This is a genomic window from Agrobacterium sp. 22-221-1, assembly GCF_053522445.1.
Map to the genome: position 1 here is coordinate 331,738 of NZ_JBNWCL010000001.1, position 12,460 is coordinate 344,197.

Annotated in this window: 13 protein-coding genes; 6 read left to right on the top strand and 7 right to left on the bottom strand. The window is 60.7% G+C overall.

The window, feature by feature from the left end:
* Positions 1-22: 22 nt before the first annotated feature.
* Positions 23-343, top strand: a complete 321-nt coding sequence (locus tag ACQZ5N_RS01650; RefSeq protein ID WP_059752764.1) for a 2Fe-2S iron-sulfur cluster-binding protein — start codon at positions 23-25, stop codon at positions 341-343.
* A gap of 310 nt (positions 344-653) precedes the next feature.
* Here the strand turns inward: ACQZ5N_RS01650 and ACQZ5N_RS01655 are convergent, their stop codons facing one another.
* Entirely contained in the window at positions 654-1,280 is a 627-nt protein-coding gene (locus ACQZ5N_RS01655; protein WP_448731885.1) for a DUF922 domain-containing Zn-dependent protease, read from the bottom strand.
* A 179-nt stretch (positions 1,281-1,459) separates the two neighbouring features.
* On the opposite strand from ACQZ5N_RS01655, the gene folP reads away from it, so the two are divergent.
* The 3 genes from folP to folK all read left to right on the top strand — a co-directional run bounded on the left by folP (position 1,460) and on the right by folK (position 3,209).
* Positions 1,460-2,245 carry a dihydropteroate synthase gene (gene folP / locus ACQZ5N_RS01660; protein WP_448731886.1) on the top strand — a complete coding sequence of 262 codons (786 nt, stop codon included), beginning with the start codon at positions 1,460-1,462 and terminating at the stop codon, positions 2,243-2,245.
* Between the two features lie 78 nt (positions 2,246-2,323).
* Entirely contained in the window at positions 2,324-2,689 is a 366-nt protein-coding gene (folB, locus tag ACQZ5N_RS01665) for a dihydroneopterin aldolase (RefSeq protein WP_003502532.1), read from the top strand.
* Between the two features lie 4 nt (positions 2,690-2,693).
* Positions 2,694-3,209 carry a 2-amino-4-hydroxy-6-hydroxymethyldihydropteridine diphosphokinase gene (gene folK, locus ACQZ5N_RS01670; RefSeq protein WP_448732098.1) on the top strand — a complete coding sequence of 172 codons (516 nt, stop codon included), beginning with the start codon at positions 2,694-2,696 and terminating at the stop codon, positions 3,207-3,209.
* A 14-nt stretch (positions 3,210-3,223) separates the two neighbouring features.
* Here folK and ACQZ5N_RS01675 read toward each other — a convergent pair whose 3' ends face one another.
* The 4 genes from ACQZ5N_RS01675 to ACQZ5N_RS01690 all read right to left on the bottom strand — a co-directional run bounded on the left by ACQZ5N_RS01675 (position 3,224) and on the right by ACQZ5N_RS01690 (position 7,074).
* Complete coding sequence (locus ACQZ5N_RS01675) at positions 3,224-3,784, bottom strand: hypothetical protein (protein WP_003521427.1); 561 nt, start codon at positions 3,782-3,784, stop codon at positions 3,224-3,226.
* Between the two features lie 129 nt (positions 3,785-3,913).
* A complete protein-coding gene (locus ACQZ5N_RS01680) occupies positions 3,914-4,993 on the bottom strand; it encodes a TIGR01620 family protein (protein WP_448731887.1) in 1,080 nt (359 codons plus the stop codon).
* On the bottom strand, positions 4,990-6,468 hold the full coding sequence (locus ACQZ5N_RS01685) for a YcjX family protein (protein WP_448731888.1): 1,479 nt from the start codon (positions 6,466-6,468) through the stop codon (positions 4,990-4,992). The genes ACQZ5N_RS01680 and ACQZ5N_RS01685 overlap by 4 nt, the downstream gene beginning before the upstream one ends.
* Positions 6,469-6,597: 129 nt before the next feature.
* A complete protein-coding gene (locus ACQZ5N_RS01690; RefSeq protein ID WP_059753198.1) occupies positions 6,598-7,074 on the bottom strand; it encodes a SixA phosphatase family protein in 477 nt (158 codons plus the stop codon).
* A 302-nt stretch (positions 7,075-7,376) separates the two neighbouring features.
* Here ACQZ5N_RS01690 and dksA point away from each other — a divergent pair, with 302 nt between their 5' ends.
* The gene (gene dksA / locus ACQZ5N_RS01695; RefSeq protein WP_003496274.1) at positions 7,377-7,796 is read left to right on the top strand and encodes an RNA polymerase-binding protein DksA; all 420 of its coding nucleotides are present in this window, start codon (positions 7,377-7,379) and stop codon (positions 7,794-7,796) included.
* Between the two features lie 109 nt (positions 7,797-7,905).
* On the opposite strand, the gene ACQZ5N_RS01700 is transcribed toward dksA, so the two are convergent.
* Together ACQZ5N_RS01700 and ACQZ5N_RS01705 are read right to left on the bottom strand one after the other, a co-directional pair.
* Positions 7,906-9,153 carry a flagellar biosynthetic protein FliO gene (locus ACQZ5N_RS01700; RefSeq protein ID WP_448731889.1) on the bottom strand — a complete coding sequence of 416 codons (1,248 nt, stop codon included), beginning with the start codon at positions 9,151-9,153 and terminating at the stop codon, positions 7,906-7,908.
* Between the two features lie 180 nt (positions 9,154-9,333).
* A complete protein-coding gene (locus tag ACQZ5N_RS01705; protein ID WP_448731890.1) occupies positions 9,334-9,627 on the bottom strand; it encodes a hypothetical protein in 294 nt (97 codons plus the stop codon).
* 214 nt (positions 9,628-9,841) lie between these two features.
* On the opposite strand from ACQZ5N_RS01705, the gene cckA reads away from it, so the two are divergent.
* A complete protein-coding gene (gene cckA / locus ACQZ5N_RS01710) occupies positions 9,842-12,427 on the top strand; it encodes a cell cycle histidine kinase CckA (RefSeq protein WP_448731891.1) in 2,586 nt (861 codons plus the stop codon).
* Positions 12,428-12,460: the final 33 nt, after the last annotated feature.

Sequence of the window (12,460 nt, forward strand, 5' to 3'; positions counted from 1 at the left end):
GATCACATTTTGGATTTCCGGCATGACAAAACTGACCATCGTTGCCTTTGACGGCACGCCCCATGAACTCGACGTGAGCAATGGCTCCACCGTCATGGAGAATGCGGTGCGCAACTCCATTCCCGGCATCGATGCGGAATGCGGCGGCGCCTGTGCCTGTGCGACCTGTCATGTCTATGTCGACGACGCCTGGTCGGAGCGCGTCGGCGGACCGGAACCGATGGAAGAGGACATGCTGGATTTTGCTTTTGACGTGCGCCCCACCTCGCGTCTTTCCTGTCAGATCAAGATGAACGACGAGCTCGATGGTCTCGTCGTTCATGTTCCCGAACGTCAGGGCTGAAATCTTTCGTCATTGCTAAACGCAGAAAAAGCCCCGCTCACCTGGTAGCGGGGAGCGGGGCGAGGCGGGTACGCAGCATGCAGGCGAGGGAGGAAACACCTGCGAGCCCTCAAGTGCGCACCGGGAGAACCGGAGACGGTTGCAACCGCCGGACCCGCCGTGGGCCGCAACCATTTCAAACCGTATGAACAAGCTACAATGAGTCTTGCCGGCCGCACCATGACGAGAATTCACGGGTGATATCGGACATGACGTTACGTCATGTCCCGTGTTGTTCGTTTGGATTTGGGGGAGGTACGTCCAGCGACCGTCAGCGGCGGTTCTGGCCCTGCTCGAGCCGGTTCTTCAAAAGCCGTGTCATGCGGGCATCGAAATTTTTCGATTCCACCACATCGAAGCGCAACTGATCGCGGTCGTGTTCGTCCATCACCGTCTGGGTGATCTTGCCGACCTTTTCCTGCAGCGTCTCGCAGCTTTTCTGCGGGCGAAGCGACGTCAGCTGTCTTTCAAGCGAGCGGGCATGGGTGCGGGCGATTTCCGCGTGGCGCTCCTCGTGGCGCTTGATATCGGCAAGCAGCGTATCCCAGATGAAGGCCAGTTCCGCCGTGGTGCGGCGGCGGTTTTTCCATTGCGGCAGGAGAATGCGGGTATTCAGCACCACTTTGGCCGTTCCGACGCTGCAAAGGCCGTTTTTTTCGACATAGGTGAGCTCGCCGCCGAATTTGATTTCGGTGGCGCCGGGATGGCGCGCGCCGGTATTGCGCGTCAGCGGGCCGTGCCTGGAAAGCTGCTGGTCGAGGTCGGCGGCGGTCTTGCCGCTGATCGAAAAATAGGAATAGGTCTTGCGGACGATGGTTTCGGAAAAAGCCGATCCGGGCACGGAAAGGGCCAATGCACCCGCAAGAGCGGTGCAAAGAGCACGTGATGATTTGGTCATGACCCGGCCTTCCGGTTGAACTTGAAAAAGGTTTGCTGCATAGGCGGAGCGGAACTTATAAGAATTGGCATAACACTCCGTTATTCCCGAAAGGCGCGTGTTACGTGATAACAGCCGGCAGCAACGCGTGGCAAGCGGCCCATGGCCGCTCCCTGAAACTTGATGGGCGTGGCCGTATTATGGCCATTGTCAATGCAACGCCCGATTCCTTTTCCGATGGCGGCCGTTATCTTGCCGTCGATGCGGCTTTTTCCCATGCGCTGACCTGTGTGGAGGAGGGTGCTGACATCATCGATATCGGTGGCGAATCCACCCGGCCGGGTGCGGCCGCAGTAACGGAAGCCGAGGAACAGGACCGGGTGCTTCCCGTCATCGAAAAATTGCGCCGCGAGACGGATGTGCTGATTTCCGTCGATACCTATCGCGCCTCGACAGCGCGGCTGGCGGTCGGGGCGGGCGCACATATCGTCAATGACGTCTTCGGCCTGCAGAAAGACCCGGAGATGGCCGGTGTGGTCGCCGCCACCCGCGCCGGCGTGTGCATCATGCATACCGGCCGCGACCGGCAGAAGCTTGGCGATGTCATCGCCGACCAGTTCGAATTCCTCAATCGCTCGCTGGAGATCGCCGAGGATGCGGGTATTGCCCGCGACGCCATCGTGCTCGATCCCGGTTTCGGTTTCGCCAAGGACGAGAGCGAAAATGTCGCGCTGATGGCGCGTTTCGGCGAACTTGCCGCTTTTGGCCTGCCGGTTCTGGCCGGTACGTCGCGCAAGCGTTTCATCGGGTCGCTGACGGGCCGGGATGCGGCCCATGAACGCGATATCGGAACGGCTGTGACCACCGCGATCCTGAGGCTTGCCGGCGCTTCGATTTTTCGCGTGCACAATGTCGCCGCAACCCGCGATGCGCTGGCAATTGCCGATGCGGTTCTTGCCAAAACGTCGGCAAAGGCCGATGCGTAGATCAACGAGTGCCCGAATGCCGTGTCCCGAAGGTGGCGCGGCTTTCTGGCGAAACAGTCCTGCCATGGAGGCGATGCGATGAGCCGCTATACCATTATCCTGAAAAACTGTTCTTTTTTCGCCCGTCATGGCCTTCTCGAGCAGGAGGAGGTGCTGGGCCAGCGCTTTTTCGTCGATGCCGAGATGGAAGTCGAGGCGGGTGATGCGCTGGAGACCGACGATATCGAAAACACCGTCGATTATGGCGTGGCTTTCGCCGTCATCGAAAAAATCGTCGTCGGCCAGCGCCGTTATCTCATCGAGGCGCTGGCGAACGACATCGCCAAGGCGCTTCGCGCCCGTTATCCGCAGATCGTCTGGCTCAGGATCACGGTACGCAAACCTTCGGCGCCGGTTCCCGGCATTCTCGATTATGCGCAGGTGAGCGTTGAACATCGTGCCTGAAAAGATGACCGTCGCCGCTTTGGGGCTCGGCGGCAATATCGGCGATCCTGCCGCCGCCATGGCAAGGGCGCTGCGCGAACTCGATGCGCGTCACGATTGCCGCCTGCTGGCCGTTTCCGGCCTTTACCGCACGCCGCCCTGGGGCAAGACGGATCAGGCGGATTTCTTCAATTGCTGCGCCTTGGTCGAAACCTCGCTTTCAGCGCCCGCGCTGCTGCAATTATGCCTCGACATCGAAAAGGGCATGAAGCGGGTGCGCGCGGAGCGCTGGGGTCCGCGCACCATCGATATCGATGTGCTGACCTATGGGAATGAAGCTATCGTCACGGAAAGCATCGAGGTGCCGCATCCCCGCATGACGGAGCGCGCTTTCGTGATGATGCCGCTTGCCGATATCGCGCCCGACCTTGAGGTAAAGGGCAAGCCCGTGCGGGAATGGCTTCAGCAGGCGGACAAGACCGGCATTGTCAGCGCAAACGAAAAACGGGAGTGGTGGACACTCCCGCTTGGCGATGGCTGAGAAGAGTATGGCTTTTACGGCTTGATCGAACCGACGGCGAGCTGGTCGATATCGCGCGCCAGCGTCACGCCGATGACCGGGATCATCTGGTCGGCGACCTTGACCGAAATGGTGATGTTCATCGAATTGTCGTTCGAGACGCGGGCGACCATCGCACCGTTGAGCTTAGCGCGGTTGATGCCGACGACGACCTTGTCGCCGCTGACCTGTCCGGAGGTGATGTCCAGTCCCTTGCCTTCGGCGCCGTCGAGGAATTTGCCCTCGTAAGAGTTGCCCTTCTGGCTGATGACGGCAGACATGGGCTGGCTGAAGACGCCGACGCGGCAGGTGCCGCCAAGCTTGATGCCGGTCTGCTTGTCGTCGAGCGGCTCGCCCGTCAGATCGCAGGTGAACTTCGTGCCCTTGTATTTGCCGGCGACGATTTCGCCCGGGCCTTTCCAGACACCGGCCACGGAGCGGAAGAACACGTCGTCGCGATCGCGCGATGCGGCATGGACGTCAGACATGCCGAAACCGCCGCTGACGGACAATATGGCGGCAAGCCCGCCCACAAGCGAAAAGAAGCGCGAATACATGATACTTTCCCCGGCGAAGATGCCTGTTCGATAGGCTGCAATCTACCGGCGGAATGGTTAATGCTTGGTTTATTTCGCTCTCATTTGCGGCGTCGTTCGTAACCTTTTGAACCGCCCAGGCCCGAGCAATCAGGCTTTTTCACCGGTTTTTCCACCGCTTAAATCGGGTGTGAGGTCGGACATGAAATCGCCGATCCCTGGCCGCTTCACCGCCCTGAACGGCAGCGGACGGCACAGATCCATCGCGGCAATGCCGATTCGCGCCGTCATCAGGCCGTTGATGACACCTTCGCCGAGTCGCGCCGAGAGTTTCGAGGCAAGACCGTGGCCGAGAACCTGCTGGGCGAGCCCGTCGCCAACGGCGATCGAGCCTGTGACGGCAAGATGGGCGACGACATCGCGCAGGAGCTTCAGCATACCGAGTGTGCCGGGACGGCCGCCATAAAGCTCCGCCATGGCGCGCACCAGCCGCGTCACTTCAAACAGCACATAAGCGAGATCGACCACCGCGCGCGGGCTGACGGCGGTGACGACGGAGACGCGTTTGGAAGAATTGAGAATGAGGGCGCGGGCCTGCCGGTCGAGCGGAACGAGCAACTCACGTTCGGCAAGCTCGATCAGATGCGGGCCGTCGATCACATCGTTTTCCGTTTCCTTCAGCGCCGCACGCCCCTTGGCCGTTTCGGCCCGGTGGGAGAGAACGGCATTCAGGCGGGTGACGATGGCGCGTGCGGGTTTCGGGCTCTTGTCGAGGCTCGCCGTCTCGGCATCGGCCTTCAAGGATTGCACGGCGTTAAGCCGCATGATGCCGAAGACTTCCCGGCCGACGAGAACGAGAACGGAGAAAAGCGCTACAATAAGAGCGGTAGTGGCCGTGTAACCCAGCCAGTCGGAACGGGAGAACAGGTTGCGGATGAGCTGATCCGCCCAGAGCCCGAAGGCGAGCGAGAACAAGACGCCAAGCGCGCCGAGCGCAAGCTTGCCGAAGGAGAAGCGGCTTTTCTTCGGAGACGCCACCGGCAAGGCGGCGGCATCGATCTCCTCAGGCGCCAGAAACGGATCGTCCTCGTCGGGCGTCAGCGAAATCTCGGTGTCGAAGCTGCGCGGCGCGCGTTTCTGTGCGGCGGACGGTCGTGCCGTCTCTTCTGTTTCGAGCGTGAAAGCGGCCGGGCGGCGCGCCTGCGGATTGTTTTGTGTGGGAAGCTTCATGCGAGCTTGTCTCCGAACAGGAACTGCATGGCGCGGTCGAGCCTGATATGGGGAACGGAAAGCCTGATTCCGCCGCTGCCCGGCTCGTCTATGTTCGGCGGGCGGAAGCGCACGACATTAACGTCCGGCAGCGACGCCTTGTCACCATCCCTGTCGATACTGCGGAAAAGCGGCTCGGGATCTTCAGGCAGATCGCCGGGAAAGATCGCGGTCTTGCGATTGCCGTCGAAGGTCTCGCCATTGATGGTTTCACCGGCCATGGGCGTGCCGACGATAACGGGCAGCTCCTGGCCGTCCTGTCGCACGCTTGCCTCTCTGGTAGCGCGCACGGAAGCGAGCGCCATGACCTCGATGCCGGCGCCATTCATGCCGATGGTGGTGATGGCGCGGTCCACCAGACGGCGGGTCAGGCGCTCCAGCCGGTCGTGGCTTTCGTGATGCAGATGATCGGCCTTGGTGGCGGCGATCAGCACCTTGTCGATACGCCGGCCGATCAGTGACGACAGCAGACTGTTGGTGCCGGGGCGGAAACAGGCAAGCACATCGCCCAGCGCCCGCTCCAGATCCTGCACGGCTTCAGGGCCGCGATTGACCGCCTGCAGCGTGTCGATCAGAACGATCTGCCGGTCGAGACGGGCGAAATGCTCGCGGAAGAAGGGTTTGACCACAATCGACTTGTAGGCGTCATAGCGCCGTTCCATCATGGCGCGCAGCGAGCCTTTCGGCGCTTTCTCATCCGTCAGGCCGGGAAGCGGCGCGAAGGTCAGCGCGGGCGATCCTTCCAGATCGCCGGGCATCAGGAAACGGCCGGGCGGCAGGGTGGAAAGCGATCTTTCATCGGATTTGCAGGCCTTCAGATAGGCTGCGAAACTTTCGGCCAAACGTCGGGCCGTCATCTCGTCGGCCGGTGCGTTGATGTCGAGCGAAGAGGCGATCGCCAGCCATTCCTGCGCCAGTTCGGCGCGGATGCCGCTTCCGGCAAGGGCGACGGTCGCGTCGCTGAACTGTTTATAGTCCTGCGACAGAAGCGGCAGGTCGAGCAGCCATTCGCCGGGATAATCGACAATATCGATGGAAAGCTTGCCGGCCGAAAACCATCGGCCCCAGCCGCTGGCGCTCTGATAATCCAGCGTTATCCTGAGTTCCGAGATCGCCCGTGTCGAATCCGGCCACAGCCGGTCGCGCACCAACGCCTGAATATGATCCTCATATTGAAAACGCGGAATGGCGTCGTCCGGCTGCGGCTCCAGCCGCACATTCGAGACGCGTCCGGACCGCATGGCCTCGAACAGTGGCAGCCGGCCGCCATTGAGAAGATTGTGGACGAGGGAAGAGATGAAAACCGTCTTTCCCGCCCGCGAAAGGCCGGTGACGCCAAGCCGCAATGTCGGGTGGGTGAGGTTGCTCGCACGGTCGGCCAGATTATCGAATGCGATAAGCGCGCTGTCTGTCAGGGACGTAAGAGAAGGCGGCAATGGCAGTTTCCTGGCTGTGTTTAACGGTCACGGCTGCAATATAGGAAGGTATGGCTGCCCAAAAAAGAAGCGCTCCAGCGGATTTTCAGCAGGGCGGCTTTGCATAATTCTTACGAAACGCCGTAGCGATTATTTGCCCGGCGCGAGAAAATCGACCAGCCGCCAGCTATTTTTACCGTTTGCGGCGCTGTCATCATGGTCGAGAACCGCAAGGCCCGATGTGGGAAAGCCCGAGGGCAGGGCGGCATGCAGCAAATCTTCGCCGATCATCGCTTCCAGCGTCGCCTCCATGGTGGGGTTGTGGCCCACCAGCATCACCGATTGCGCCTGTGCCTGTGCGGCGATGAGGGAAAGATAGGTTTCGCTGCGCGCATTATACATCTCATCGACGTAGAAGATGTCTATGCCTTCGTTGAAGGCACGCTGCCAGGCCTGCGTGGTCTGCCGGCAACGCGCGGCGGTGGATGACAGAAGCAGATCGGGGCGGTAATGCCGGTCGGCGGCAAGGTCGGCGATGACCTCCGCCTCGGCAAAACCGGCTTCGTTCAATCCCCGGTCGAAATCCCGTTCTCCCGGCGCCGCCCAGGCGGCCTTGGCGTGGCGCAGAAGATAAACTCGGCTCGGGGAAGATGCTGTCAAGGGCGGGGACCGGCGTTCGAATGTCAGGGCACGGGTTGAATGCTACAGGATAGGGTTGCAGGACCGCAAGTCCTCTTTCCTGTTGGTAAGTCGCGTTGAAGTGATTGAAGAAGAGTTCGCTTCAATACGAATAAAGGATAAAAATTAGTCATTTAGATGATTTTTGTGTCAGTTTTAAAAATGCCTGAAAACTGATCTGCAGACTTGAATCGGCCACTATCATTGGAGTATACACCGCCGCATTGAGATGTTCTTCGAGGAGAATCGCGTTGAGTGAGAAGATCGATCTTAGCAAATATGTGCTCTCGGAAGACGATGAGTTCATGAATGCCAGCCAGCGGGCTTACTTCCGCGCGAAGCTGGTCGCCTGGAAAAATGACATCCTGAGAGAAGCGCGCGAGACCCTCGGACATCTCGCCGAAGAAAGCGCCAACCACCCCGATCTCGCCGATCGGGCTTCTTCCGAAACGGACCGGGCGATCGAACTTCGCGCTCGCGACCGTCAGCGCAAGCTGATTTCAAAGATCGATGCGGCTCTTCAGCGGATCGAAGACGGCACTTACGGTTACTGTGAGGAAACGGGCGAGCCTATCGGCCTCAAGCGCCTGGACGCCCGCCCGATTGCAACGCTTTCCATCGAGGCGCAGGAGCGTCACGAGCGTCGCGAAAAAGTCTATCGCGACGAATAAGGCGCTGCGGCCAAGAGGTCGGCAAATCGCATGACAAATAATAAGGGCACGGAAATCGCTTCCGTGCCCTTTTTCTATTTCGAATTTCTGATCGGAAGACCCGCGTGGGTCAGCGGTCGCGGGTCACGGAAAGCTCTCCGAAGATACGCGCCATTTCCTTCTGCATGTCTCCATCCGGTGAAGCGCCGGTGACAGGCGGGGAAGCTGGCTGCGGCTTGATCTGCTTTTCCGCGACAGGGACGACGGACGGTTCGTTATCCGCCTCCTTGCTCTTGGCGATCTCAGCCTCAAGGAAGCTTTCGAAATCGCTGGCGAGCTCATCGGAAAATTTCGGCTCGGCGTCGTTCGAAGCCACAGCCGGATTTTCAGGCTTGGGCGGGAAAGGTGCGGGCGGCGTTGTCTGTCCCGGCTTCAGGTCGGGAAGAACGCGCTCCCGTGCAGCGTCGAGAAAATCGGCGGCGATGGACTGGTCGATCACCGGTTCGCGCGCGGCAAAGACCGGCGGGGCGAATTCCGCAGGCCGTTCTTCCGCCTTTGCCTCTACGGGCGCCTGTGCAGGGATCGGCGCGACCGGAGCCGGAGCCGGCACGACAGGCTCGGCACGCCTGGGTTCCGTTCGGGCCGCCGCCATGTCGAGCGACGCAGCCGCCATTGGCAAGACGGCAGCGACCGGAGCCGTTGCAACCGGTATTGGCGGCGGCGTGGGGCGTGCTGTCTCCCGCTCGGGTGCAGCCTGTCTTGCCGGCGGAGCGGTTTCGCGCGCCGTTAAAGGCGTGGGTACGGGTTGCGGCGGGGTCGATGGGCGTGGCGGAACCTGAGTGGCGGCTGCCGCAACGGGTGCTGGACGCGGGGACGGCACAGATGCCGGCGGCTCCGGCCGCTGTGCTTGCTTCACGGGTTCTTCAGGCGCGGAAACGGGAGCCGCAGCCGCAACGGGCTGCTGTTGCGGCAGGGCGGGGCGACGTTCCTGCTGGATCGCCGACTCGGCTCTCTTCTGCTCGCTTTCCTGGCGCGGCAGCGCCTTCAATTCCGGCTCCTGCACATCCCTGACAATGGGGATCGCGCCTATACCGCTTTCGATGACGATATCCGTCGGACCGCCGATCATGACGAGATGCTCGACATTGTCACGGCGCACCAGCACCAGACGGCGGCGTGCGTCCACGGCTGTCGCATCGAGGACCTGCAGGCGCGGCTGCCGGTTACGCCCGCCCCGGATGAAAGGGGCAGAACCGCTGCGCCTGCGCAGAAGCCACAGCGCAATCGCCAGAACAAGCAGGGCCACACCCACACCGACGACGGCGACGATGAGACGGTTTCCATAAGCGCCGATAAAATCTTCCATCATGGAGATCATCCCTTCAGATTTTTTGGCTTTTTCGTTTCTTGGGCAATTAATATTGCCGTGGTTCTTATAAAGTGAACGTCAAGCAGGAAAAGACGATTTTTTTGGGCGCGATACAAGGTTTATTCATTTCGCCCCACAGGATTGCCGCCTCAACCGTAACGACGCCACCAAAGCGCCATATCTCGTCCTTCAATGCTGAAAGACAGTGAAAGTTGCAATTCTTTTGCCGAAGGAGCGTTCCGGAATGTTCCAGTCATTGCGCATTAACGGCTCCCCCGCACGGCATTTGATGCATGTTGTTTTGCTGTTGCCACCGTTTTTCGCGTTTCCACATTCGATGGCGTGGGCCGAAGACAAGGTGCCGGACAACGCCGCGACCATGGCGGAATTCGTGCGCGACAATCCTTCCTGCGTCGACTTCACGGACGGATGCTCGGTTTGCACCGTCGCTGACGGCAAGATCGTCTGTTCCGCGCCACGCATTCAATGTCAGGTGAAGGGGCTGACCTGTACCAGGCCGTAGTCTTTTAAGGCTTTTATACACTTTTCAGGCCGTTTTCGCTGTGCGTTTTTAAGCCTTTGTGTCCTGGCGGAGCTTTTTGCCGGTCAAGCGAGTTGCTACAAGAAATTTTAATGCCCGATTCCGTCAGGGAAACGGGGCTGACCGAATGACGACCTGCACGACTGCGAGGCCAAGATGACACGGGTGCGCGAGACAAGCGACAACGACCTTCCGCTGGTGGACAGGCGCGCCCGTTCCGGCACGGTCTTGCGCATTCTGCTTCTGGCGCTGGTTCTGATCGCCGCCGCTGCCGCCTTCGTCTATTTCAAGGATTCGCTCGAAAACGAAATCGTGCTCGGCATTCTCGGCGTGCTGGCCATGATGGGCATCTTCTTTCTCGTCTCGTCGATCATCGGCTTCATCGAGGTCATGCCGCAGTCGCAATCGGACGGGCTTGCCCGCCGCTTTCTCTCGGCCCATCCCGAAGGCACGCTGATCACCGACGCCAAGGGGCATATGGTCTATGCCAACGCCACCTATTGCCGGATGAGCGGCACCACCAAGGCGAGCGATATCCAGAGTCTCGAAACGCTCCTGTCGCGCAGCCGGGAATCGACCGAAGCGCTTTACCGGCTCATCAACGTGCTGCGCGAAGGCCGCGACGGTTACGAAGAATTCCGCTTGCTCAAACCGCTGGGTGAGGACTCTAACACCGGGCCGCACTGGTACAGGCTGAAGGGCCGCGTGCTGAAGGATGCGGGCGGCGAGGGGCTGCACGTCTTCCAGATCGCCGATATCACACCGGAGCGCGAGGATCAGGAGCGCTTCTTCCGCGAATTGCAGAATGCCATCGATTACCTCGATCACGCCCCGGCCGGTTTCTTTTCCGCCGGGCGCAAGGGCGAGATCGTTTATCTGAACGCCACCCTGTCGGAATGGCTCGGCATCGATCTGGCGCAGTTTTCGCCCGGTTCTATGACCGTTTCCGATATCGTCGCCGGCGAGGGCATGGCGCTGATCGAATCGGTGCATCCGCAGGGCACGGCGAAGCGCACTGAAATCCTCGATCTCGACATGCGACGGGTGAACGGCCAGAGCATGCCGGCCCGCCTCGTGCATCAGGTCACCTCGAAAGATGGCGCGCCCGGCGAGAGCCGCACCATCGTCCTGATGCGCCCAAAGGGGCAGGAGGATACGGAATCCTCCTCCGCCATGCGTTTCACCCGCTTTTTCAACAACACGCCGATGGCGATTGCTTCGCTCGACGGCGAAGGCCGCATCCTGCGGATCAACGCGCCCTTCCTGAAATTGTTCTCCGGCGTCGTCGGACGCGACGATATCGATCGCGGCGTGGCGCTTGAGACGGTTATTCACGACAATGAGAAGCCGCGGCTCGAGCAGGCGCTGGCCGAGGCCAAGGACCGTCAGGGTGACATTGCACCCTTCGATTCCCGCCACCCGAGCGACGAGGGCCGGCATTTCCGCTTCTATGTCAACGCCGTCATCGATCAGGACGATGAAGCGCCGGAAGAGGTGGCTATCGTCTATGCCATAGAGGTGACCGAGCAGAAGGCGCTCGAGACCCAGATGGCACAGACGCAGAAGATGAATGCCGTTGGCACGCTCGCAGGCGGTATCGCCCACGATTTCAATAACGTTCTCACCGCCATCCTGCTGTCGTCGGACCATCTTCTGCTACAGGCGCGGCCTGCCGATCCGAGCTTCGCCGATCTCATGGAGATCAAGCGCAACGCCAACCGCGCGGCCGTTCTGGTGCGCCAGCTTCTGGCGTTCTCGCGCAAGCAGACCATGCGTCCGGCCATCCTCAACCTGACGGATGTGATCGGCGATCTGCGCATGCTGGTGGACAGGCTGATTTCCGGCACCAATGTCAAGCTGGAGGTCGATTATGGCCGCGATCTGTGGCCGGTGAAGACGGATCTGTCGCAATTCGAGCAGGTGCTCATCAATCTCTGCGTCAATGCACGCGACGCCATGCCCGACGGCGGCAAGATCACCATCAGGACGCGCAACGTCGACGCGAAGGAAATCGCAGCGCTTGGCCGTCCCGAGTTCCCGGCCGAGGACATGGTGATGGTGGAAGTTGCCGATAACGGCACGGGCATTCCGCCGGAGATCATGGACAAGATTTTCGAGCCCTTCTTCACCACCAAGGAAGTCGGCAAGGGCACCGGCCTTGGCCTGTCGATGGTCTATGGCATCGTCAAGCAGTCGGGCGGTTATATCTATCCCGAATCGGAAGTGGGCAAGGGAACGGCTTTCCGCATCTATCTGCCGCGCCATGTGGTGGAGGCCGTTCAGAGCAACGGGCAGCCCGGCGAGGCGGTGCTTGCTCCGGTCATCGCAGCCGAGCCGGTGAAGGAAGAGCCGCTGGATCTCACCGGCAAATCCGCCGTCGTGCTTCTGGTGGAGGACGAGGAAGCGGTGCGGCGCGGCGGCAAGCGCATGCTGGAAACCCGCGGCTACACCGTGCACGAGGCGGGCTCCGGCACCGAGGCGCTGGAGGTGATGGAGGAACTGGAAGGCAAGGTCGACATCGTCGTTTCCGACGTCGTGATGCCGGAAATGGACGGTCCGTCGCTGCTGAGAGAACTGCGTAAATCCTATCCGGACCTGAAATTCATCTTCGTTTCGGGTTATGCCGAGGATGCCTTCGCAAAGAACCTGCCGGCGGACGCCAAGTTCGGTTTCCTGCCGAAACCCTTCTCGCTCAAGCAGCTCGCCATCGCCGTTCGCGAAATGCTCGACGACAAGGAATAAGGCCTGCGGCGGCAAACCGGATTCGGCTGCGCA

Coding starts and splice junctions, on each gene's coding strand:
- ACQZ5N_RS01650 (WP_059752764.1), top strand. CDS start 23: ATGACAAAACTGACCATCGTTGCCTTTGACGGCACGCCCCATGAACTC.
- ACQZ5N_RS01655 (WP_448731885.1), bottom strand. CDS start 1,280: ATGACCAAATCATCACGTGCTCTTTGCACCGCTCTTGCGGGTGCATTG.
- folP (WP_448731886.1), top strand. CDS start 1,460: ATGGCCATTGTCAATGCAACGCCCGATTCCTTTTCCGATGGCGGCCGT.
- folB (WP_003502532.1), top strand. CDS start 2,324: ATGAGCCGCTATACCATTATCCTGAAAAACTGTTCTTTTTTCGCCCGT.
- folK (WP_448732098.1), top strand. CDS start 2,694: ATGACCGTCGCCGCTTTGGGGCTCGGCGGCAATATCGGCGATCCTGCC.
- ACQZ5N_RS01675 (WP_003521427.1), bottom strand. CDS start 3,784: ATGTATTCGCGCTTCTTTTCGCTTGTGGGCGGGCTTGCCGCCATATTG.
- ACQZ5N_RS01680 (WP_448731887.1), bottom strand. CDS start 4,993: ATGAAGCTTCCCACACAAAACAATCCGCAGGCGCGCCGCCCGGCCGCT.
- ACQZ5N_RS01700 (WP_448731889.1), bottom strand. CDS start 9,153: ATGATCTCCATGATGGAAGATTTTATCGGCGCTTATGGAAACCGTCTC.
- ACQZ5N_RS01705 (WP_448731890.1), bottom strand. CDS start 9,627: ATGCGTGGCGCGGAACAGACGATCTTGCCGTCAGCGACGGTGCAAACC.
- cckA (WP_448731891.1), top strand. CDS start 9,842: ATGACACGGGTGCGCGAGACAAGCGACAACGACCTTCCGCTGGTGGAC.